This is a genomic window from Paraflavisolibacter caeni (assembly GCF_025628885.1).
Lineage (GTDB): Bacteria > Bacteroidota > Bacteroidia > Chitinophagales > Chitinophagaceae > Flavisolibacter > Flavisolibacter caeni.
On sequence record NZ_JAOTIF010000011.1, the window covers coordinates 64,220 to 87,007 of the forward strand.

Genomic DNA, 22,788 nt, shown 5'->3' on the forward strand with positions numbered 1-22,788 from the left:
CACCCTAATAATCAGTCAATTGATCAGTAACTTTCATTAATCTTGCAGAATAGAGGCCTTCACGGTTCATCATACACCTTCATGCCATGGAAAAAATTGTATTTACCGAGGAATTCTGCCAGCCCGAAAACCTGTTTCCGTTTACCCTTACCCGGCAGGTACAGGATATTCGCATTGGCATATTGACGATAAGAGAGAAATGGGAAATGTTCTTAAAGATGCCTTCATTCGACAAGTTTGAAGATGATTACAAAGATCTGGACAGGGCCATAGTAGTAGATGAAGCCATTAATGACGATGTCTTGTATCTGGTACATGGCAATGTTCTTCCTACACCCAAACTGGCAAAGCTGGTCAAGAAGCTGTCGCCCGGTGAGTTCATTTCGGTACCTGAGAAAGCCGTTGTGTACTGTATTTCGAAAAATGAGGTGCTGGATCCCAATAATTTGAAGGTTACCAATACGATTGAATTGGATACAGAAATGAAGGAGATCAAGTATCCCTGGAATATTTTCCAGATGAATGCGTGGGCTATTGAACAGGACTATGCTCTATTGACTAAAAAAAGGGAATCACATCCTATTTCAGAAACCAATAAAGTTACCCATCCCAAAAACATTTTTATTGAAAAAGGCGCCCAGGTTGAGCATTGCTATTTGAATGCAAGTGAAGGTCCAATTTATATTGGAAGAAACGCAGTAGTGATGGAAGGATGTATGCTCCGAGGGCCTATTGCTATTTGTGAAGATGCTGTAGTGAAAATGGGTACTAAGATATATGGAGCCACTACTGTAGGTCCTAAGTGTGTAGTAGGGGGAGAGATTAAAAACTCAGTTTTCTTTGGCTATTCCAACAAAGCTCATGATGGATACTTGGGTGATTCTGTTATCGGCGAATGGTGCAATCTTGGAGCAGGAACAACCAATTCCAATTTAAAGAATAATGCATCTGATGTTTTTGTATGGACTCCTAGAGGTGCTATGGATGTAGGATTGAAGTGCGGTGTGATTATGGGCGATTATTCAAGAACAGCCATTAATACTTCCATCAACACAGGAACTGTTGTTGGTGTCAGTTGCAATGTATATGGTGCAGGGTTACTGCCAAAATATATTTCCAGTTTTTCCTGGGGCTGTGAGGGCATTGAAAGATATCGGTATGAAAAAGCACTGGAAGATATAGATAGTTGGAAGTCTTTGAAAAATGAGCAGATCACAGAAAATGAAAAAATTATCTTGAAACATATCTTTGATCATTATTGATTTTATATAATAGTATATGAGAAAACAAATCGCAGCCGCTAACTGGAAAATGAATCTGACCATCCAGCAAGGCGAAACACTTTTAAATGATGTATTGGGAGCTTCTATAGAATTGACTTCAAACCAGCAAGCGATCTTTGCTGTACCGTTCCCTTACTTATTGATGGTGAAAGAAAAAATAGCAGGAAAGAATAATTATTTTGTTGCCGCTCAGAATTGTTATGATAAAAAAAGCGGAGCCTATACAGGCGAAGTTTCTGTAGAAATGCTACAATCTATCGGCATCCAATATTGTGTCTTAGGGCATAGCGAACGTCGCGAGTATTTCAATGAATCAAATAAAATGCTGGCTGATAAGTTAAATCTTTGCCTTCAATATGGTATTACGCCGATCTTCTGTTGTGGTGAGCCATTGCCAGTTCGTGAGCAAAATGGACAGAATGAATTTGTAAAGCTGCAGTTGGAGGAGTCCCTGTTCCATTTAAGTAGTGAAGAAATTACAAAGATTGTAATTGCATATGAGCCAATTTGGGCTATTGGTACAGGTAAAACTGCTACTACAGAGCAGGCTCAGGAAATGCACCAGTACTTACGTTCAGCAATTGCCGATAAATATGGTAAAGAAGTAGCGGATTCTATTTCTATACTTTATGGAGGAAGTGTAAAGGCCAATAATGCTGTTGAGTTGTTTGCTTCTCCTGATGTTGACGGCGGACTTGTTGGTGGAGCTTCATTAAATGCCAATGAGTTTATACAGATCATTAAAGCATTGAAAAAATAACTACTCAATCCAGAAATTATCTAGTATTACACGAAAGACCCAGGTGTTAACGAACTTTCCGAATATTCGTGTAATCATCAATGATAATAAAATTTATACCCTGCGGAATAACAAGCCTGTTGTTATTCCGCTTTTTCATAAATGGGTCAATATTGTAGTAACGGAAGGCTATCGTATTACAGAAACAATCGAGCATCGTTTTCATAATCAGACAAATTATTTGAATGTGATTTGCGGAATGTAATGATAAGTTTATAGCGGGTTAGGTGGTATGACTCTGCATTCCATCGAAATAAATGAGTATTCTGATGAGTAGAAAAAACATATTATGGCTGGCTAGCTGGTATCCAAACAGGTATGATAAATTCAATGGCGACTTTATACAAAGGCATGCCCAAGCTGCGTCAATCGACAATGATATTTATGTAATACATCTTCAGGATGCTATTGATATTTCAGGTACCGACGAAGAAGTAAATACTCAAGGAGGGTTAACCGAAAAAATTATTTATTACAAAAAGGGTAGTGGGATATTAGGAAAGCTGGTAAAGCAAATCAGGTTTTTTACTATTTACAAAAATGCGATTAATGAATATGTACAGAAGCATGGTCTGCCACATTGCGTACATGTGCATGTGCCTTGGAAAGCAGGGTTGCTGGCTCTTTGGGTGAAGAGAAAGTATAGAGTGCCATATTTGGTTACTGAACATTGGGGTATTTATAATGACATAGTTGAGGACAATATTTTTACAAAACCATTATATGTAAGAAAACTTCTTGCTCATATCATAAATGAATCAGAGAGGCTAATAACCGTAAGCGCCTTTATTGGTAAGTGCATCAACAACCTTATAGCAAGTAAGGAGTTCATATTTGTCCCAAATGTTGTAAATACTAATTATTTTAAGTTTTCTGGTCAAAAATATAAGAGGTTTACTTTTTTGCATGTTTCCAACATGGTTGAATTAAAAAATGTAAATGGTATTTTACAGGCATTTAAAATCTTTCTAGATGAGAAAAATCCAAATGTTCAATTAGTTTTAATTGGAAATCAAAATTATTTTTATGAGAAAAAAGCGATAGAACTAGGAATACCCAGTCGAAATCTCAATTTTAAAGGAGAGGTGCTGTATGATGAGGTTGCTAAAGAGATGCAGCAATCGCATTGTCTAATTTTAAACAGTAACATTGAAAATTCTCCATGTGTGATAGGAGAAGGACTTTGCTGTGGTTTACCTGTGATTGCAACTAGGGTTGGTGGGATACCCGAATTAGTTAATGAAGTTAATAGCATATTAATTGAACCTCAGAATATTGATAATTTGGTTTTTGCTATGAAAGAACTATACAATAATTATTTGTCTTTTGATGGTAGAAGTATGTCTGAAAATGCAAAGCAAATGTTTAGTTGCGAGATTATAAGTAAGAAGTTAAATGATATTTATTGGCAGATAGAAAAGGTAAACTAACTCATTGATAGTTTAAAGATAGAGAATGGGAATTCATGATAACTACCCTAAAATTTTACCAATGAGGGTTTTCCGTTAGTAAAAGAATCGAATAACCGCCTAAAGTTTTTGTGCATAGTTTCTTATTTATTTTGAACAAAACTTTTCTAAATTGATTAATCAATTTTTGTTTAAAAGTCTGATTTGTAAATGATGGTTCAGTATATAGCTTATCGATTATCTTGAACCCTTTATCCATTAAGATACTTTCAATAAATGCTTCTGTAAAATTGTGAATATGACCTACTCTCTCTTTAGATTCAATTAGCATCTTCTCTTGAAATAATGACCATAAACACATATCTAGTGGAATATGAAATATAGTATACTTGCCTAATGAAGCAACCTTATCTAAAAACCTGAAGTAGTTCTCAATATGTTCAATAACATCAATTACCAATAGCAAGTCAAAGTGATAATTTTCAACAGTTTCTGCAACATCTCTTTGTTCAAACTTTATTCTGTTTGTTTCTTTTCTTCTTGCAATAGCAATAGCATCTTTTGAGATATCAAATCCAGACATATTAACAGTATTATTTAATCTATTTGCAAGCTGAATTAATATTTCTCCGCTACCACAACCAATGTCACAGACTGTATTAAAATGAATGTTGTTTCTATTTAATAATTCGATTATTTTACCAGTTTTTAAAGGAGCATCTTCCTCATGCCAGGTGGGGTTATTATTTAAATAAGTTTTATCATTGTAAATATTATACATTCTGCAAGTTCTACCTACTAATTTGACTGTTAAATTTAGAATAATAAATATAGAATTAATTTAGGGTATATTTTAAATAGGTTTGAAATTGACTAGGTTCCTAGGAGGGAGGCTATAAATATTGTTAGAATAGAATGTTGGTTTGTTCTTTGCCATGCCCTCCAGAATGAGCGTAGTAAAAGAAAAGTTATCTCTTAATTTAATGCAGGTTAAAAATACGAAAGAAAAAAATGAATTGGGTAATATTAAATATAAAAGACAGTAAATACCTACTTATATTTTTCGTTTAATTAAATCTGCAAATTGATAATTTGGACTATATTTCTTTTCTTTAATTATAAATATTTTTTGAGTGGCTTTTGGAAAAGCTTTAATCCAAAATACTGCAAATCGCATTTTAAATACTATAGTCATGTTTTTGGCTACAGTATTTCTAACACGAATAGTGGGCGTTTCTGATTTTGGATTGTTAACATTAATGATTACTAATGCTTCCCTACTTAATCTGATTTCTTCATTTGGTATTAGTTCTGGAATTACTTATAACTTAGCTGCCACGAATATTAGTGGAACTAAAGTTGTATCAGTCACTATCTTGCTTTTATTAACTCAACTTTTATTTACTTCGATATTTGAATATGGATGTTTTCAATTAGATGATTCTTTTTGGCTTTTTAAGGGTAAGAGCTTAACTGACTTTTTGTTAGGTATTAGTTTTTTTATAAGCATCTCTGCCATTGAAAAATATAATGCTTTGTTGTATGGGAAGCAACAGTACTTGTTAGCTAATAATATTGTTTTAGCCGGAAATTTAGTCATGCTATTCTGTTTAATAATTTTGGCTATTTGGAAGGTAGAGGACCATTATATTTTTTTAGGCGTTTATATTGTGGGTAATCTTTTTCAGGCATTTGCTCTGATATGTACGTATCATATAATTTATAAAGAGCCTGTTTTATTTGCAGTTTTAAATAAAGCAGAATTTAAATTATTTTTTTCATACTCCTTTCTTGCTTTTGTAACTAATTGCTTACAATTTATTGCATACAGAGCTGATTATTGGTTGGTTGATTATTATAAAGGATCAACACAATTAGGTTTATATTCTGTATCAACAAGATTTGCTCAATTATTTTGGATCATACCTAATTTATTTGCTGCAATTATATTTCCAAATGTTGCAGGCAAACAGACAGGTAAAAATGCACAAAGTATTTTTGGTTTAATAAGGATTATGAATACTTGCAATGTTATTGCAGGATTATTTTTATTTTTATTTTCTCCTTATTTAATTGTTCAGATATTTGGTGTTGAATATGCAAATTGTATTATACCTTTTCGAATTTTGTTGCCAGGTGTAATAACTTTTTGCATTCCAGCAATATTAGCAAGTTATTTTGCCGGAATTAATAAGTTAATAGTAAATTTCTGGGGTACTATTTTGTGCTTGCTTGTTATTTTAATTTTAGACTTTGCATTAATTCCTAAATTCGGCATAAAAGGAGCTGCCATTGCAAGTAGCATTGGATATGCTCTTACAACAATCTATGTTTTAATTGTTTTTAATCGGCTATCAAAGGCAGGTTTCAATCAGTTGCTTATACTGAAAAAAGAGGATCTTGTATATTTAAAAAGACTTTTACTCACTCATGTAAAAGCCTAATGCTTCAAATAGCCGGATTACTTTAAAATAATTATTTTTAATTTCTTATTCAATCTCTCCTTCAATCACCTCACTAAACTGATCTTCCAAAGCAGCAATCCAATTTGGCACATATTCATCTGCAATTCTCCACTGCCCGTCATTTTTGTACATTTGGAAGATAATGCGGTTGCCTCGATCGTCTGGTACATCGACATGAAAATATCCACCAGATGCCCCGCCAACTTTCCTGAAATTAAATTCCCGAAGTCTATCAGATGACTTTACCAGCTTTGAAAAATGTATGTTTTTAACAACTTCTAAGTTCATAAATACGGTTTAAAATAGTGCCCTTTGCAAAACTTATGCTCTAATTCTTTAAAGAAACCTTAATAATCAACAATATTTATAAGATTTAATGAATTTAGATAATATTTCGCCATATTTAAAAGCCGGCATATCTTCTCTGATCACCAAACTTTTTTTGTAGTATTTGCCACAAAAATGCTTTGCATATAAATGAACTTTGACAGTAACTTGCTCTCTATTTTACCCAAAGCCAAATAGAAACCTTTTATGAGAGTCCCATTCAATATCTTAAGAGATCAATTCTATAATATTTTACTCAAGACCGGCTTCAGCAAACAAAAAGCAGAATTCATTGCCCGCATTTTTGCTGAAAACAGCAGGGATGGTGTTTATTCTCATGGTCTGAACCGTTTTCCAGTTTTTATTGAAGCTGTAAAAAAAGGTTCTATAGCCTTAAATACAGAACCTCAGATCTTAAGTAAAAATGGGTCAATTGAATATTGGGATGGTCAGCTCGGGCCAGGTATGTATATAGCCACACTGGCAATTGATAGAGCCATTGCTATTGCCAAAGAGTCAGGTATAGGCTGTGTATCCGTTAAAAATTCAAATCACTGGATGAGGGGAGGGATATACGGCTGGCAGGCTGCTGACGCAGGCTGTGTGGGTATTTGCACCTCTAACACTATTGCAAACATGCCTCCCTGGGGTGGACGCGAGCCTCGTTTAGGCAATAATCCTTTGGTTGTTGCTATTCCCAGACCTCAGGGGCATCTAGTATTAGATATGGCCTTATCTCAATTTTCTTATGGTAAATTGCAGGAGTATGAACTCAGTGGTCGTGAGCTACCGGTTGCTGGCGGTTATGATGAGGAGGGAAGGCTAACGACAAATCCGCAGCAGGTAAGGGCTACCCAGCGTAGTCTACCCATTGGGTTTTGGAAGGGCTCTGGATTGTCTTTTATGCTTGATGTTTTGGTGGCTTCTTTAAGCGCCGGTCAATCTGTAGGGCAGATTACCGCAGGAGGCAGCGAAATTGGCCTGTCTCAATTCTTTTTATGTATCAATGCTCCTCATCTTAATCAATTATTGATAAATGAAATAATTCAGTATACTAAAAGTTCGCAGCCAGCATCTAGTGATGGAAAGATTTATTATCCCGGAGAAAAAACGTTGGCAATTAGAATCGAAAATGAGCGGAATGGGATACCTGTCAACAACGAAATTTGGCAACAGGTTTTAAAGATGTAGTGTTTTTATTATAATAGTCATGGGGCGTTATTAAATATTGCACCCCATGACTTTATCATCATTAAATAAAATATACCCCAGTGAAATAAATCTCTAACTATCCATTAAACATTTTGCTTGCTGTTCTCGCATCATGACCGTAAATGTCATTTCTAAAATTCACCTGGCCATTTGGATCAACCCACGCTGTTAAATAGGTAATGGATACTGGTACCTGGTCTTTCAATGAAACTGCCTGCTCTTTACCACTTTTCATAGTTGCTTGTATTTTATCAACCGTCCATTCTGGGTTATTCTTTAAAAGGTATTCAGCTAATTTTTGAGCCTCTGCTATCCGAATACATCCGTGGCTAAATGCTCGGTTCCTTTGGTCAAAAAGATACTTGTTAGGCGAGTCGTGGAAATATATCTCATAGCTGTTAGGAAATAGAAACTTTACCTTGCCCAATGGATTTTGGGGGCCAGGCAACTGGCGAATGACAGGTAAACTGTCATTTTGATGCACAATCTCCATATTGTTCTTCTTCAAGTAATTGGGGTCTTTCTTCATGGCTGGCATGATCTCATTTTGTACTATAGATGCTGGAATATTCCAATAGGGGTTAAATACAATTTGATTCATATTGCCTGTGAACATCATCGTATTTGTACCCTCTTTACCAACGATTACTTTCGAATTAAATACTTCTTCTGTATCTTCATAAACATGCATCATGTAATCAGGAACGTTAACCTGTATAAGTCTTGCCTGTTGCAGGACTGGCATCCAGGGAATACGATTCATGTTAACAAGAATCTGTTTTATTCTCTCTTCAACTGGAACATTCATAATGCTAATCAGTGAGTCAGATACGATACCATCAGGTTTCTGTCCATGCCTTTGTTGGAAATTTTTAATAGCTAAATCTAGCGAATCGTTGAAAGTCTGTGAAGTATCTTTACCAGGCATATCGCCACTTAATTGCAACCGTTTCTTTAGAGCTGTTACTGCTGGCGCAGATACTCCTTTTTTTAATATATTGCCAGTAGATAAAATGGGTTGCCATCCACCTTTATCGGCAATGCTATCATATTTCCTCAAAGCATCTTTCAGTAATGAATACTGCTGGTTGGCAGTGAATATCTGAATGCTATCAGTATGAAGAGTTAAAGATTGGCCACTGTCTTGAATATTCAGGATAGAATCAGCTAATTGACGAACTGTAGTCTTTCTAACAGGTATAAATTGTTGCAGGTGCTCAGATGTAGAGTCGTTATTATCATTGATATACTGAATAAATTGTTGAGTAAGGGCAAGCTCCGTTTTAACAAAGTTGGAATCATTGGCAGAGATATACAATGAATCGGTTTCTAACAAAGTGTCCAGCTTCTTGTTAAATAATGTGTCATTAAACTTCTTGAGTGCTGAATCCTTTGAATGATAATCGTATAAATTCCAGAAACCTCTTCCTTGTTCTGTAAATCCATCACTTGCTAACCATGCAAATTGATAGTTTCTTGCATTGTAAAAATTGCGTAATTGCAACGCCATGGTATCATTCAATGCCTGTTTTTTTATAAATTCATCAACAAGGACACTATCTAAAAAAATATCGGAATAGGCATTAGCTGCAGTTATACTATTATCTCTTTGAACAGGCGTAAGTGACATCTCCGCTTTTGCACTATCAGTTCTTTCTGTTCTTACACCGCCTACAATGTTTTCGCACGCCACAAGGCTACTAACTACCAGAGCTGTTAATAATATTTTTTTCATAAGATTACGTTTTCTGAACCTTTATTTACAAATGCTATGCCCTTATGTGTTTATGGTTAATTGTTTTGATGTAGCTGCAGAGCCTGTTTTATTTTGGCATTATGTTTTAATGATTGATCAAAAACCGTTATTATGAAAAGACATCAGTCAGAACCAGAGAAAGAAAATACTTCTCAGGATCCATCGGAAAAAAGTGCTGAATCTAACAGCCCAGCGAATCCAATGGAAAAAAGGAAAACTCCAAAAGAAGGAGAATTTAGAAATGTTCAAAAATCAAAAGAAGATAGAGATGCTTATGATGATGACTTTGAAGTAGAGCAGGAAGATGAGTTGACAGAGAGAGATGCACAGACCGAAAAAGCTGATCGGTCAACAAAAAACAGGCTTAATAATGCAGGGGAAAAATACTAGAGATAATTGATAATTCATCTACCTTTCAACTACCAATGGACAGGATTCAATGAACTGGATTGATCTATTTTTAATTGTTATTTTTTTGCTTTCTGTTTGGGGTGGATGGCGAAAAGGATTTATTGTTTCTTCAATTGAGTTGGCTACTTGGACGGGAAGTATAGGTGTTGGATTTATTTTTTATGAAAAGACTGCTGATTGGTTAGGTGCATATTTTAACTTGGGTGAATGGGCTTTACCTGTTGCTTTTATTGGTGTTATTATAGTGGCAAGCATGATCATTTCCTTGATTTTAAACTTGTTTATAAGAGCAACACCGGATCATGTCCATGCTCATGGAGTCAATAAGTTCTTGGGTTTGGTTCCAGGCTCTATTAAAGGGATTTTAAATGCTATTATAATTGCGACCCTGTTATTAGCACTTCCTCTTTGGAAATTAATAACTGAAGAGGCTCGTCAAAGCCGAATCGCTAATACGCTTGCTGTACAGAGTTCCTGGATCGATGAAAAGCTTTCTCCGGTTTTTAATGATGCCATTAGCAGATCGATCAATAGACTTACAGTTCATCCAAAATCGAATGAAACTGTTAAGCTGAACTTTACTGTCAACAATCCAACAGTTAGAGAAGACCTCGAAACTCAAATGTTAATAATGGTTAATAACGAAAGGAGGAAAGCTGGCCTCCCGGATTTAAAGCCTGACCCTGAGCTTACCAAAGTGGCCAGGGCCCACTCGAAAGATATGTTTGCAAGAGGGTATTTTTCTCATTTCACATTAGAGAGCAAAACATTAGCTGATAGGCTTAGGTCAGGAGGTGTAAATTATACCAATGCAGGCGAAAATCTCGCTTTAGCGCCAACTATCCGGCTAGCTCATTCTAATTTAATGAATTCGCCAGGGCATCGTGCCAATATCTTGCATAAGGGTTTCGGGTATTTAGGTATTGGTGTCTTGGATGGAGGTATTCGAGGTTTAATGGTGACTCAGAACTTTAGAAATTGAGGATAATGAAAAAAAGTCAACAATTTGAAAATTCAAGGCTTTATTTAACCCCAAAACACCCATTTTTCCTCCGGCATCAAATTAGCTATATATAGTTTAAGAGTTTAACCGGCTGTAATGGGCAGCTTTTAAAAAATACAAACAAAAAATCTTTTTATGGATACAAATAATAAACTTGAAAGTCGTACAGATAAATACAACGAGGCCAACGACAGTCCAACTTTCATGTCTGAATTAGAAAAATGCATGAAAAGGCTGGAAGAAAAAGGATATACCGATCAATTTAAGGTGGAAAGAAAACATTTGCAATCACTGACTGATAGCAATAAACGTTATAAGCCAAAAGACGTAAATGCTGTAAATTTTTTCCGGTTTGAAGGCATTTCAGATCCGGACGACATGTCTATTCTATATGCTATTGAAACCACAGATGGACGCAAAGGAACGCTTGTGGATGCTTACGGGTTTTATTCAGATGATGAAACCGGTGAGTTTATGCAAAACGTAGATGTTCATAAAAAAGTTTCTTCAAGGTGGGAAAGTGAAGAAGATTCTAAGCCGTCTACCTGAATGATATATGAAATTTACATGTCATAAGATTGGATTTTAATAGTACTATAACTGTGATGTATATCCTGATATATGGCATGAATCTATAAATCCCTGACCGGTATATAGCCGGTCTTTTTTTATTATATTTATAACCAACTCATTGCTGCCATTTTGATGAAAATGTTAGTATTCACATGGCAGGATCTGTATTTTTTAAAGGATTTCATAAAGTTTAGGAGAAAAATGATAGAATTTGATTTTCTAACATCGCTTTTTGGTGCGCCTGAAATTTCTTTTGATAACATGTATTACATTGAAAAGAAAGCGCCTAATATTATTATTTGGGCTGCTCCTGTCATGTTTTTCTTCGTTTTGCTTGAATGGTTTATTTCTCGTCTTCAACACAGGCATCTATATGAAAAGAGAGAAACATTTGCCTCAGTTTGTGTAGGCATTGGTAATGTTGTTATCAATACAACTTTGAAATTAAGCATCTTTTATTTAATTATCTGGTTGTATAACATCTTACCCTGGCGGATGCATTTTAACTGGTGGACTTTTATTCCATGTTATATCATTTTTGATTTTTGCAGTTACTGGGCTCATCGCATTTCACATCAACAGAGATTTTGGTGGGCTACACACGTTGTGCATCACAGTGCGGAACATTACAATCTCACTGTATCTTTCCGGTTAAGTTGGGTGCAAAACCTAAAGCTTATTTTCTTTTTACCTGTATCTTTAATGGGTTTTCATCCAGTTATTTTTTTCGTTGTTAACCAGGTAGCTGTACTATTTCAGTTTTGGGTGCATACAGAATATATTCCAAGGCTCCATCCCTTGGTCGAATACGTTTTTGCAACACCCTCCAATCACCGGGTACACCACGGTTCCCAAGAAAAATATATCAACAAAAATTATGGTGCAACTTTCATCATTTGGGACCGAATCTTTGGAACTTATCAAAAAGAAGAAGAGCAGGCTATTTATGGGTTAACACACCAACTTGAAGATAAGAGTAATCCATTTTATGTTAATTTTCACGAGTATATAGATATTTGGAAGGATCTGAAAGGGGCAAAAGGTTTACGAAAGAAGATGTTTTACGTTTTTGGAGACCCTATAAATATTGCAAGAGATAAAACTTCCAACAGCAATGAACATTCTAAAATAGATAAGGAAAGCTAAGATTCGGGTAGGGAACTCGCTTTCTAAATGAGATAATAATTGAATTCGCCTAATATGTGGATGCTAATTTTTTAACGATGAAACAGTTTTGCACTGTTAAAATGCAGAAAACTCTTATCTCATCTCCTCTTTAGCACACTGACATTTATTTTATTTTTGGGGCATGATTAGGTGGATATTCATAAAAGTGAGGCTTTTGTTTCTATCGGCTTTATTTATTTGCTTTGGTTTTCTTTCCTCATCGGCTCAAAAGGTACTTAAGGGTATTGTTATGGACCGCCATAGTAATGAGTCAGTACCTTTCGCTTCTGTTCAGTTTAAAAAGAGTGGCGCAGGCAAATTAGCAGATTCTTCCGGTACCTTCATGTTTTTATTTCAACACTGGCCAAAAGATACTTTATTGATAACTTCTGTTGGGTACCAGGATTACGAAGTCTTTATTAATCCTGTTGCCGGAGCTAGTGACACCATTAGTCTTTTAATTAAGATGGAGCCCGGTAAGATCAATATCGGAGTTGTTGTTACAAAGAAAGTAAATCGTGGCTTACAGATGTGGAAACGAATTGTAAAGAATAAGCCTAAGAATGATCGATACAGATTTAATAACTTTTCCTACGAATTATACAACAAGTTAGAGCTAGACCTTAAAAATGTAAATAAAGAAAAGCTCAACAATAAAAAATTAATTAAGCCATTCGCCTTCGTTTTAGATAATATTGATTCTTCAGAAGGCTCTACTTTTTTGCCTGTTTACCTTACAGAAGCTATATCGGATTATTATTATCAGAAAACCCCTCTAAAGAGAAGAGAAGTTTTTAAGGCAGTAAAAACTATTGGCGTTAATAATGAAAGTGTTTCAAAACTGCTGGGAGGCATGGATCAAAATGTAAACTTTTACAACAACTTTATTCCGGTATTTGATAAAAAGTTTATAAGCCCCATTAGTGATGATGGAGATGCTTATTATAATTACAAAGTGGCTGATACTCAATATGTTGCAGGTAGAAGGCTAATTCATTTTTTCTTTATCCCGAAGCACAAAGGCCAAAATACATTTGAAGGAGATTGCTGGGTGCACGATACTTCATTTGCTATTCAAAAAATGAACTTGCGATTGACGAAAGAAGCCAATATTAATTATGTTGAACGCTTGAGTTTGATTCAGGAATATCGGTTGCTTAATGATAGCACTTGGTTCTTATCCAAAGATAAATTTGTAGTTGATTTTAACCTGATGGGTAAGCTTGGACTTTCTTACATTGGTAGAAAGACAACTACTTACCGGGATATTGTTATTAACGATATATCCGTAGGCAATGAACTGGCTAAAAACAAGATACAGGAAGAAACCCTTTTGCCAAAAGGTGTAATGGATAAGGCTGATAGCTTTTGGGTAGACGTTCGGCATGAACCATTAACCAGTACTGAAAAATCAATTTATAAAATGGTTGATACTTTGGTAGCAATGCCTCAGTTCAAGCGATTTACTAATGTGATCAATTTTATTGGTACAGGCTATTACAATATTGGCAATTACCAAATAGGTCCGTGGCAAAATTGGGTAAGCTTTAATTCGCAGGAGTTGCTTCGCTTGCGTTTTGATTTGGCAACCAACAGACATTTTAGCAAAAAGGTGGTCTTTCATGGTTATACAGCTTATGGCTTTGGAGACCGAAAGTGGAAGGGGGAATTTGATGCCATGTACCTTTTTAACAGGCATCCCAGAATGTATGTATATGGCTCATATTTCAATGATTTCGACTATGGGCAGAACTATTATGATGCAATTAGTGCAGATAATATTTTTGCACTGGCTATCCGAAAAGAAGGCGTACCAGTAAAATTTATTAAGCTTAAAGAGGAACGCCTTGACTTTTTTAAAGAGTGGAATCCAGGCATTTCTGTACTTGTGTCATCCAGGATCAAACAATATGAACCTGTGCAAAATTTACCTGAAAAGTTTTATTTTACTTCGAACCATGGCCAACCTCTAACTTCCTTTGAGACTTCTGTGCGCATACGTTTTGCATACCTTGAAAAATTTTTAGAGAATACATTTTACAGATCCAGCTTAGGTAGTCCTCTGCCAATTGCAGAGGTAAAATACACCAAGGGGATTGCTAGTTTATTCAATAGCGGCTATGATTTTCATAAGATTTCTGCTAGCATTAGCGATAATGTTAAAATTGCTCCTTTGGGAAGTCTATATCTCAACGTATTTGCTGGCAAGACCTATGGAACATTACCTTACATGTTTTTAGATGTTGCACCAGGTAATGAGATTTATTATTATAACCGGTATGCATTTAATATGATGAACTGGTATGAGTATGTTCAAGATCGATACGCAGGATTTAATATTGAACATATCGTCGGTAATGGGCTTTTCCGTTATTTCTCGCTCACGAGGAAGTTGAAATTTAGACAATTCTGGACAGCAAAAGGTTTGTGGGGAGATATATCACCAGGAAACAAGCTATTAAACTTTGTTGGCAATTATCCTATGCGTTCTCTCAATGGCACCACTTATTTAGAAGTAGGAACCGGAGTGGATAATATCTTCAAACTACTTCGTGTCGACTTTCTTTGGCGAGTACTGCCGCAAGAAAATTCACTTAATGGCAATTATAACAGTTCCAACTTTGGTGTGTTTGGATCTTTTAGACTTACATTTTAACTTTAACTGACTAAAATTATGGTCAGATAATACTAATTAGTATTTAGTAAATAGCGACTTCCAATAAAAAAGCTCTCGGTTGCAATACCGAGAGCTTTTTTATTTAAATTAAACATAAAATTAATATTTTCCAGCTTGTAGTCTTTCTGCAATAGCTCTTTCAAGATTATCTGGTAGAGTAGAAGAATCATCGTCAATTGCTGCCAGTCCCCCAATTCTGGAATCCCATGTAAAAATGTGCTCCTGATTACCATTGTACGTAATCTTGAACCTTGTCTCTGTGTTGAATTCAAAAGGTTCAACCCTTACACGATAGGGAACATTGTCTACCAAAATTTCAAATGAGTTGTTTCTCATGATCCTTAGTTTTAAAATTTAGTAACAAAAAAAAGTCCAAAAGATTCCATATCTATATTCTCCTTATAGGAATCGATGTGCTTGTTAGTTTCATTTATTACAATTTATGCTTTTTAGAGATAACCAGGTGAGACGATGTTTCAATTATTCTATGTTAAGCTAGGAGATGGCCAATTTCATATTCTGTTTTAAATTATTAATCACTTTATAACTTTATTACATTCCCTATGTTTGCAATCAAAAATTAAAAAAATGAACAAAGCATTTCAAGAAGAAGAAGCATTGGAATGGAAAACTGTTGCACCCGGTGTTCGAAGGAAAATTATGAATTATGATCCAAATGTGATGATGGTAAAAGTTCAATTTGAAAAAGACGCTGTTGGTGACTTGCACCAACATCCCCATATTCAGTCAAGTTATGTTGCTGAAGGGAAGTTTGATGTTACAATTAATGGCAATACAAAACAGTTGCAAAAAGGAGATACCTTTTTTGTCGAATCGAACCTTGTTCATGGTGTAGTATGTAAAGAAGCGGGAATATTGATAGATGTATTTAATCCATGTAGAGAAGACTTTCTATAAGTATAAAGTTGGCGAGATACTGGAGTTCAATATTGGGTAATAGTTAAAAGTGCTTGTGATTAACAGGATGCTAAAAAGTTTTAAAGTTTATGAACAAAGTTGAGGCAGCAATTGAATTGTTTGACGATTACAACAGGCAGGATCCACGGAAAATTGTTGTGGATGGAGTAACATATCCATATGAGTATTTTTATGCATTACAGCTGTACCATTGGGTAAAAAAACTGGAACCTGCAGCTAGCGATGTCTTGCTACTGGCGTCCCGGTGCCAGCATATAGGACGTTGGCAAAAGCCTCGTGAAACATATCCGGCCGATAAAATTGGATATCATAAATGGCGGACTGATTTGGCAAAGCTTCATGCTGAAAAAGCCGGAGAGTTCATGCTACAGGCAGGTATGGATGAAAACTCTATTAAAGCTGTACAACACATTATCTTGAAAAAGCAGTTGCGGACGGATTATGAAGTGCAGGTAATGGAAAACGCACTTTGCCTGGTATTTTTACAATTTCAGTATAATGAATTTCTGCAAAAACATGATGATGAAACAATGATCAGGATATTGCAAAAAACCTGGAATAAAATGACTGAACCTGGCCGGAATGCCGCTCTAAGTCTTAAATACAATGATAGAGGTAAAGAATTAATAAGTAAAGCATTAAGTAGTTAGTTTTAAAACTACTAACTACTTCTCAACGTTTTTGCTTCTGTTAACAGGCATGAAACCATCTGCATCAACTGATCCTTTTGTTGTTCAGTAAGAGTAATCACGGTTTTGACTTCACTACTACCGGTTAAAGTAAAAGATGTTACTTTTTTAGTTGCTAATCTTTGTAAAGCAGATGGTGGAATTGCGGCATTTTTAAAAGTAAAATGGAATAGTCCTTCGCAGTTCATGGTCCCTGTGTTCCGAAAATTAAGTTTTGAACGACTTTCATCAAACTGAACCGATACTGAAGATGCATCATCAAAACATTTTGATTCATTAAGATTCTTCATTACAAAGAAAAAGTCAATCTCACGGCTATCCGCATCCACAGACAGGGACCCTGTGTTCAATTCTAAAAATCCTGTAGAAAGTTTAGGTTCTTGGCTAAACTGGTCTTTAGTTTTTTTTATAGTGCAATTATTTTGTCCTAAGGCAAAAAAGGGCAACAGTAATAATGTAACAAGTATGTGCTTCATGTGATTAAAAATATAAAATCGTGGTGATTTCTCCGAAAGACTGAATAATTTAAAATTTGGTTGCTTTAGTTACTAGGAAATCTGGATATTGACGAAAATCATGTCATTTTTTTCCTTAAACAATGAATAACTTCTTTAATTGCAGTTTTTAAAAAATGTGCTATGAACTGTGTAGCTTCAGAAACCTTGCCTATAGTTTATTCTTGCTCGGGGTGTTCCAGCGCCGCACAGATGGCGAATTACCTGGCTGTTCAAATGGACAGAAGGAAGATGGCCGAGATGTCATGTATTGCTGGAGTAGGGGGCAATGTTAAGAAGTTAGTGAAAACGGCTCTGTCTGGTAGAAAGATCATAGCCATAGACGGATGTCCTCTTGCTTGTTGCAAAGCATGTTTGGATAATCACAATCTAACACCAGATGTTCATATTGATCTTACAGGTTATGGGGTAAAGAAAATGCAACATGTAGATTTCGACAAGGAGGAAGCTGATAAAATCTTAAATCAGTTGGAAGAAAAGATAATTGTTAACTGTTAACAACAATGCGTTTGATATAAAATGCAATATCACCGATATCTTATCTATTGATTTTGAAATGAAATTAAACTTATGAATGCATCAATTTTAGATTTTATTAAAGAACAGAAAGTTGCAACTGTTTGTTGCCTGGATGAAAAGGGTTTTCCTTATTCCTTCAATTGTTTTTATGCTTTCAATAGTAGTGAGGGCTTGTTATATTTTAAATCGTCTCCTTCCTCCGACCATTCAAAGTTTCTCACCCAAAGACCGCATGTTGCAGGGACCATATTGCCAGGCAAACTAAATTACCTTGCTTTGAGAGGTATTCAGTATACAGGGGTCGTTTTGCCTTCTGAGGATGCATTATGCCAGAATGCAAGTGCTGATTATCACAAAAAGTTTCCTTTTGCATTGGCCAAATCAGGAGAATTATATACAATTTTACTTGAATCTATTAAAATGACTGATAATACTAAAGGGTTTGGCACAAAAATCCTGTGGGAAAGGGGAGAGTTGGCATTAAATCATTCTAATTAAATTATAGGGCCTTATTTTCATATTTTAAATTTATAGTATCTCGCACAGAATTAAATTCAGAGTCTTTTCTCCATTTGGGCCAGGTCTTTTGTGACGCAATCCGTTTTCCAAGCATAAATAGAAGCTTAATATCTTCAATTGCAGCTTCCATGGTCCATGTTGCAGGATTGTATTCGTCTGAGGGACGGTGATAGTGATTTTTGCCATATTCTTCTTTCCATTTTTTGCCATATTCTACACCTTTGCCTATTACATTTGAACCAGAACCGGCATAAATAGCTGGTATGCCGACCCTGGCAAAATTGAATTGGTCAGATCTAAAGTAATATCCGGAGGCAGGCGCTCCATCATAAACAACTGTTCTCCCCATTTTTGCTGCTGCATCTTTCAAAAGATCTTCCAGGTCCGATTGTGGCTGGCCAACTATAGTCATATCCACTGTTTTTTCAAAAGGGTTTAACCCATCAATATTAATATTGGCTAATGTCTTTTGAATAGGAAAAAGAGGATGATGAACATAATAATCTGACCCCCATAACCCTTGTTCTTCTGCTGTAAGTGCCAAGAAAATAATGGTGCGTTTTGGCCTTTTCGACATGCTTTTAAATGCCGCGGCAATTTCCAGTAAACCTGCAACTCCGGAAGCATTGTCTTGGGCTCCATTATAGATGGAGTCTCCTTTCTCATCAGGCCTGCCAATGCCAAAATGATCCCAATGAGCTGTGTAAATAATGTATTCATCAGGCCATTTTGACCCAGAAATTTTGCTAATCACATTATTCGATTGATTATATACTGTTTTCACGCGAATATTTGCAGAAACCTTTACATTCAGTTGCATAGGATGAAACCCCCTCTTACCGGCAGAATAAATAATTGAACTATCAACTTCTGCTGCTCCGAAAATCTTTTGTGCAGCCTGTTCCGATATCCATCCTGAAATAGGGCATTGAGTCGCATTTCCTGACTGTTCATTTAACCGTAAGCGTGTGGCATTCCACCCATTTTGAATGATACTGAATGCTTGTCCTGTACTTTTAAACGAGTGTATCATCAGGCAGGCTTTGGCCCCTTGGCGGGCAGCCTCTTCCAACTTGTAAGTCCATCTTGCATAGTAGGTCATAGTGAGACCTTTGAAAAGAGAAGAATCACTGCCATCATATCCTGGTTCATTAGCCAGTACCAGCACTACTTTATTTTTAACATCAATACCAGCATAATCATTCCAATTGTATTCAGGCGCCACTATACCATAACCGGCAAAGATTACCTCGTCTTGTTCCAAAGAAACCATTGGCTTGTTAATTCCACTCCAAATCACATAATCATCAGGGCCATTCAAAAAAAAGTGGTCATTTTTTGTCTGCACAATTATTTGGGGAGAAGCTACCGAAGTGATACTTATCATGGGCACCTTTTGGAAGTAACTGTTGGCATTTCCAGGTTCTAGGCCGATTTTTTTATATTGCTCTTCCAGGTACGTAATTGTTCTGATTTCACCTGTTGTAAAGGGTTTACGTCCAAGAAAGCTGTCTGAGGCTAACTGCTCTATATGCTTTCCCAATCTTTTTGCATCAAATGCTTCGGAAGGAAAAATATTGTTTTGATGCGTTGTGTTGCAGGCTGAAAAGGATGCTAGCAACATAAAAACGAAATAGTACTTCAGGAATTGCATTATAAATGATTATGACCTGATTTAAAATTAGTTGATAATTTGATTGGAAAAATTGAGCTTTTAAAGCAATTCTAACTTTTGTGATTTTTTGATCGCCTTATGAACATTCATCATTTTTATAGAACTTTATAAGTGTGTTGGTTCTTGTGAGCTGGATAATTCATTAAAACGAAACACGATGAAGATGCTTTCTCAAATACTCCTTGTCTTTACAGCAGGCATTAGTGTTCTTTCTTGTAATAATCAACAATCTGCCGGGCACCAAACTTCTGCCAAATCTGATACATCTATTGAAAGGGAAGCCGCCATAAAAGAAGATTCAGTAAACTATAAAGTGGGCAATACTGAAATGAAAGGTTATGTCTCTTATAATGAAAATCAGGAAGGCAAGCGTCCTATAGTTTTAGTAGTTCCTGAATGGTGGGGATTGAACGATTACCCCCGTATGAGGGCTAAGCTATTGGCAGAAATGGGATATCTTGCTATGGCCGTAGATATGTATGGCGATGGTAAACTAGCCAATAACCCCCAAGAAGCTCAGCAATTGGCCGGACCCTTTTTTCAAGATCCACAGTTGGCTAAAACTCGCTTAGATGCAGCGCTGGCTAGAATTAAAACTTACCCTCAATCTGATACTTCCAAAGTAGCAGCCATTGGTTATTGCTTTGGGGGGGCGGTTGTCTTAAATGCAGCAAAACTGGGTGCAGATTTGGATGGCGTTGTGAGCTTTCATGGAGCATTGCAAGGAGTCCCAGCTAAAAAGGAACTTTTAAAAGCGAAAGTTTTGGTTTGCCATGGTGGCGCAGATAGTTTTGTGCCGCAAAAGGATGTAGATGCGTTTAACAAAAACATGGAATCTATTGGTGCAGATTATACATTTAAAGTGTATCAGGGAGCAACACATGCTTTTACAAATCCAGCTGCAACTGAAACAGGAAAAAAGTTCAATATGCCTATTGCCTATAATCCGGCTGCGGACAGCGCATCTTGGAACGATATGAAGGTGTTCTTGGCAAAAGTGTTCGAGCAATAAAAAGTAGAAGATATAAATGGTTAACTGCACTTAGATTTAGATATGCAGTCTTATAATTGAATTCGGAGCCTAGAAAGTTATATTTTACCTTAAAAAAATGTACGTAGCATTTCAGTATCCTGACAGAATTCAATGGGAGTTTTATATGGTTTGATAAATACCCGAGTCTACAAAAGTCATTATGTCCTCTGATTCTAACCATAAAACTTTGCAAGAAAAAATTGATGATCTAAACAGACAAGCCTCTTTACTACAAAGCCAACAGGAGAAGGAACAGGATTGGGGCTATCTTTAAGTTATGACATCATTACTAAAATACATGGTGGTGAAATTAAAGTTGAAACTAAAGACAGTGAATATGCTGAGTTTATTGTACAGTTGCCTTTGAGAAATGATTTTTAAGTAAGTTCCTTTATTTGCTGTAAATAAATATTGTAATGAATACGGCAATAATTAAAACGTACACCTTATGTCTTTTGAACCGATTCTGCTTTTTTTCCTGTTAAGGTATCTGCGCAGAACATTAAATGATTTTTCTCCCCATCCTAAGTGGCAAAAACAGCTGCTTTGGGCACAATACGTGGTTGCCGCTTTATTTATCCTCACAATAACCCTACCACGGGAGAATTTAATTATCTTAATTTGGGATATAATATTGTTAGCATTCATCGTAGCAAGTTTTAGAATTTTTAATCTCGCACATGTTAGGCAAGTCCTTTATGCCATTTTACCGATGGTGATGGTATCTTTCCTGGTGAGTCTTTCTCAGGTTATTTGGGCAGATTATTACCTTACTATTGAAGACTACAGTGATTATTTTTATACAGCAGCCTTTACTTGGATGATCGCTCTGCTCATCTTATCCAATAAACAAAAGAAGGCACTTTTAAAGGATCGGCAACATCAGGAAGAGGAAGCCGCTCGTATTCGCATGGATGCTGAACTGAAAGCTAAACTGGAAGCGCTGGTGCAGGAGCGGACACTGGAATTAACCCAACAAAAGGAAGAATTGCAGGAAGCTCTATCAGCATTGAAACAAACACAGTCTCAGCTCATCCAAAAGGAAAAAATGGCTTCATTAGGCGAACTGACGGCAGGAATTGCCCACGAGATCCAAAACCCTTTAAACTTCGTGAATAATTTTTCAGAAGTAAATGAAGAATTGATCCTGGAAATGGTGAAGGAATTACTTTCTGGAAAAACAAAAGAAGTTATGAATGTTATTGAAGACATCAAAGCCAATAACCTGAAAATTCATCACCATGGAAAAAGGGCTGATGCAATTGTAAAAAATATGCTGCAGCATTCAAGAGCATCAGCTGGAAAAAAGGAACTTGCCGATCTTAATGCTCTGGTCGATGAATATCTTCGATTGAGTTATCATGGCCTAAGAGCAAAAGATAAAGCTTTTAATGTTGCGCTCATAACTAATTTTGATCCAGGAGTCGGAAGGATAAATATCATTCAACAGGACATTGGCAGAGTGCTGTTGAATATCTTCAATAATGCATTTTATGCAGTAAATGAAAAGAAAAAGCGCCAAATTATTGGTTATGAGCCTACAGTATCTGTGTGTACAAAAAGACTGACTGATAAGGTCGAAATAAGAGTAAAAGACAACGGGGTTGGTGTACCAGAAAATGTTATGGGCAAGATATTTCAACCATTTTATACAACGAAACCAACTGGCGAAGGAACTGGTTTAGGGCTCTCTCTTAGCTATGATATTGTTACTAAAAAGCATAGTGGGGAGCTTATTGTTGAAACAAGAGAAGGAGAGTTTGCTGAATTTATTATTCATTTACCTGTTGGCGTTAATTAGCTAATTTTTAAATACT

22 protein-coding genes and 1 pseudogene are annotated in these 22,788 nt (G+C 35.9%); 17 read left to right on the forward strand and 6 right to left on the reverse strand.

Features of this window, described 5'->3' with window-relative positions; all coding sequences use genetic code 11:
* Positions 1-86: 86 nt before the first annotated feature.
* The 3 genes from OCK74_RS14240 to OCK74_RS14250 all read left to right on the forward strand — a co-directional run bounded on the left by OCK74_RS14240 (position 87) and on the right by OCK74_RS14250 (position 3,512).
* Positions 87-1,262, forward strand: a complete 1,176-nt coding sequence (locus tag OCK74_RS14240) for a putative sugar nucleotidyl transferase (protein WP_279297719.1) — start codon at positions 87-89, stop codon at positions 1,260-1,262.
* Between the two features lie 16 nt (positions 1,263-1,278).
* A complete protein-coding gene (tpiA, locus tag OCK74_RS14245) occupies positions 1,279-2,043 on the forward strand; it encodes a triose-phosphate isomerase (protein ID WP_279297720.1) in 765 nt (254 codons plus the stop codon).
* A gap of 308 nt (positions 2,044-2,351) precedes the next feature.
* Positions 2,352-3,512, forward strand: coding sequence for a glycosyltransferase (locus tag OCK74_RS14250; protein WP_279297721.1), 1,161 nt, complete (start codon positions 2,352-2,354; stop codon positions 3,510-3,512).
* Between the two features lie 55 nt (positions 3,513-3,567).
* Here OCK74_RS14250 and OCK74_RS14255 read toward each other — a convergent pair whose 3' ends face one another.
* Entirely contained in the window at positions 3,568-4,272 is a 705-nt protein-coding gene (locus OCK74_RS14255) for a class I SAM-dependent methyltransferase (RefSeq protein WP_279297722.1), read from the reverse strand.
* Between the two features lie 352 nt (positions 4,273-4,624).
* Here OCK74_RS14255 and OCK74_RS14260 point away from each other — a divergent pair, with 352 nt between their 5' ends.
* Positions 4,625-5,935, forward strand: coding sequence for an oligosaccharide flippase family protein (locus OCK74_RS14260; protein WP_279297723.1), 1,311 nt, complete (start codon positions 4,625-4,627; stop codon positions 5,933-5,935).
* A 45-nt stretch (positions 5,936-5,980) separates the two neighbouring features.
* Here the strand turns inward: OCK74_RS14260 and OCK74_RS14265 are convergent, their stop codons facing one another.
* On the reverse strand, positions 5,981-6,244 hold the full coding sequence (locus tag OCK74_RS14265; RefSeq protein WP_279297724.1) for a hypothetical protein: 264 nt from the start codon (positions 6,242-6,244) through the stop codon (positions 5,981-5,983).
* A 246-nt stretch (positions 6,245-6,490) separates the two neighbouring features.
* On the opposite strand from OCK74_RS14265, the gene yiaK reads away from it, so the two are divergent.
* The gene (yiaK, locus tag OCK74_RS14270) at positions 6,491-7,474 is read left to right on the forward strand and encodes a 3-dehydro-L-gulonate 2-dehydrogenase (protein WP_279297725.1); all 984 of its coding nucleotides are present in this window, start codon (positions 6,491-6,493) and stop codon (positions 7,472-7,474) included.
* 97 nt (positions 7,475-7,571) lie between these two features.
* Here the strand turns inward: yiaK and OCK74_RS14275 are convergent, their stop codons facing one another.
* Complete coding sequence (locus OCK74_RS14275) at positions 7,572-9,230, reverse strand: L,D-transpeptidase family protein (RefSeq protein WP_279297726.1); 1,659 nt, start codon at positions 9,228-9,230, stop codon at positions 7,572-7,574.
* A gap of 132 nt (positions 9,231-9,362) precedes the next feature.
* On the opposite strand from OCK74_RS14275, the gene OCK74_RS14280 reads away from it, so the two are divergent.
* From OCK74_RS14280 to OCK74_RS14300, 5 genes are all read left to right on the forward strand, one after another.
* Positions 9,363-9,641: a hypothetical protein gene (locus tag OCK74_RS14280; RefSeq protein WP_279297727.1), complete on the forward strand. Its 279-nt coding sequence runs from the start codon at positions 9,363-9,365 to the stop codon at positions 9,639-9,641.
* A gap of 49 nt (positions 9,642-9,690) precedes the next feature.
* Entirely contained in the window at positions 9,691-10,644 is a 954-nt protein-coding gene (locus OCK74_RS14285; protein ID WP_279297728.1) for a CvpA family protein, read from the forward strand.
* 156 nt (positions 10,645-10,800) lie between these two features.
* A complete protein-coding gene (locus OCK74_RS14290; RefSeq protein WP_279297729.1) occupies positions 10,801-11,214 on the forward strand; it encodes a hypothetical protein in 414 nt (137 codons plus the stop codon).
* A 225-nt stretch (positions 11,215-11,439) separates the two neighbouring features.
* Entirely contained in the window at positions 11,440-12,384 is a 945-nt protein-coding gene (locus OCK74_RS14295; RefSeq protein WP_279297730.1) for a sterol desaturase family protein, read from the forward strand.
* A 271-nt stretch (positions 12,385-12,655) separates the two neighbouring features.
* Positions 12,656-15,061: a DUF5686 family protein gene (locus OCK74_RS14300; protein ID WP_341483196.1), complete on the forward strand. Its 2,406-nt coding sequence runs from the start codon at positions 12,656-12,658 to the stop codon at positions 15,059-15,061.
* A 120-nt stretch (positions 15,062-15,181) separates the two neighbouring features.
* Here OCK74_RS14300 and OCK74_RS14305 read toward each other — a convergent pair whose 3' ends face one another.
* A complete protein-coding gene (locus OCK74_RS14305) occupies positions 15,182-15,418 on the reverse strand; it encodes a hypothetical protein (protein ID WP_279297731.1) in 237 nt (78 codons plus the stop codon).
* 252 nt (positions 15,419-15,670) lie between these two features.
* Between OCK74_RS14305 and OCK74_RS14310 the strand changes: the two genes are divergently transcribed.
* Positions 15,671-16,000 (forward strand): cupin domain-containing protein, encoded by a 330-nt coding sequence (locus tag OCK74_RS14310; RefSeq protein WP_279297732.1) that lies wholly within the window; start codon positions 15,671-15,673, stop codon positions 15,998-16,000.
* Positions 16,001-16,089: 89 nt separating this feature from the next.
* Complete coding sequence (locus OCK74_RS14315) at positions 16,090-16,671, forward strand: DUF4202 domain-containing protein (RefSeq protein ID WP_279297733.1); 582 nt, start codon at positions 16,090-16,092, stop codon at positions 16,669-16,671.
* A gap of 11 nt (positions 16,672-16,682) precedes the next feature.
* On the opposite strand, the gene OCK74_RS14320 is transcribed toward OCK74_RS14315, so the two are convergent.
* Positions 16,683-17,186 carry a hypothetical protein gene (locus OCK74_RS14320; RefSeq protein WP_279297734.1) on the reverse strand — a complete coding sequence of 168 codons (504 nt, stop codon included), beginning with the start codon at positions 17,184-17,186 and terminating at the stop codon, positions 16,683-16,685.
* A 162-nt stretch (positions 17,187-17,348) separates the two neighbouring features.
* Between OCK74_RS14320 and OCK74_RS14325 the strand changes: the two genes are divergently transcribed.
* Together OCK74_RS14325 and OCK74_RS14330 are read left to right on the forward strand one after the other, a co-directional pair.
* On the forward strand, positions 17,349-17,723 hold the full coding sequence (locus OCK74_RS14325; RefSeq protein WP_279297735.1) for a putative zinc-binding protein: 375 nt from the start codon (positions 17,349-17,351) through the stop codon (positions 17,721-17,723).
* A 72-nt stretch (positions 17,724-17,795) separates the two neighbouring features.
* Positions 17,796-18,242: a pyridoxamine 5'-phosphate oxidase family protein gene (locus tag OCK74_RS14330; RefSeq protein ID WP_279297736.1), complete on the forward strand. Its 447-nt coding sequence runs from the start codon at positions 17,796-17,798 to the stop codon at positions 18,240-18,242.
* 1 nt (position 18,243) lies between these two features.
* Here the strand turns inward: OCK74_RS14330 and OCK74_RS14335 are convergent, their stop codons facing one another.
* Positions 18,244-19,917, reverse strand: a complete 1,674-nt coding sequence (locus OCK74_RS14335; RefSeq protein WP_279297737.1) for a M28 family metallopeptidase — start codon at positions 19,915-19,917, stop codon at positions 18,244-18,246.
* 178 nt (positions 19,918-20,095) lie between these two features.
* On the opposite strand from OCK74_RS14335, the gene OCK74_RS14340 reads away from it, so the two are divergent.
* From OCK74_RS14340 to OCK74_RS14350, 3 genes and pseudogenes are all read left to right on the forward strand, one after another.
* The gene (locus tag OCK74_RS14340) at positions 20,096-20,950 is read left to right on the forward strand and encodes a dienelactone hydrolase family protein (RefSeq protein WP_279297738.1); all 855 of its coding nucleotides are present in this window, start codon (positions 20,096-20,098) and stop codon (positions 20,948-20,950) included.
* A 261-nt stretch (positions 20,951-21,211) separates the two neighbouring features.
* Positions 21,212-21,352, forward strand: a pseudogene (locus OCK74_RS14345) (ATP-binding protein); the annotation flags it as partial.
* A 178-nt stretch (positions 21,353-21,530) separates the two neighbouring features.
* Positions 21,531-22,772 (forward strand): sensor histidine kinase, encoded by a 1,242-nt coding sequence (locus OCK74_RS14350; RefSeq protein WP_279297739.1) that lies wholly within the window; start codon positions 21,531-21,533, stop codon positions 22,770-22,772.
* The last annotated feature ends 16 nt before the right edge of the window (positions 22,773-22,788 follow it).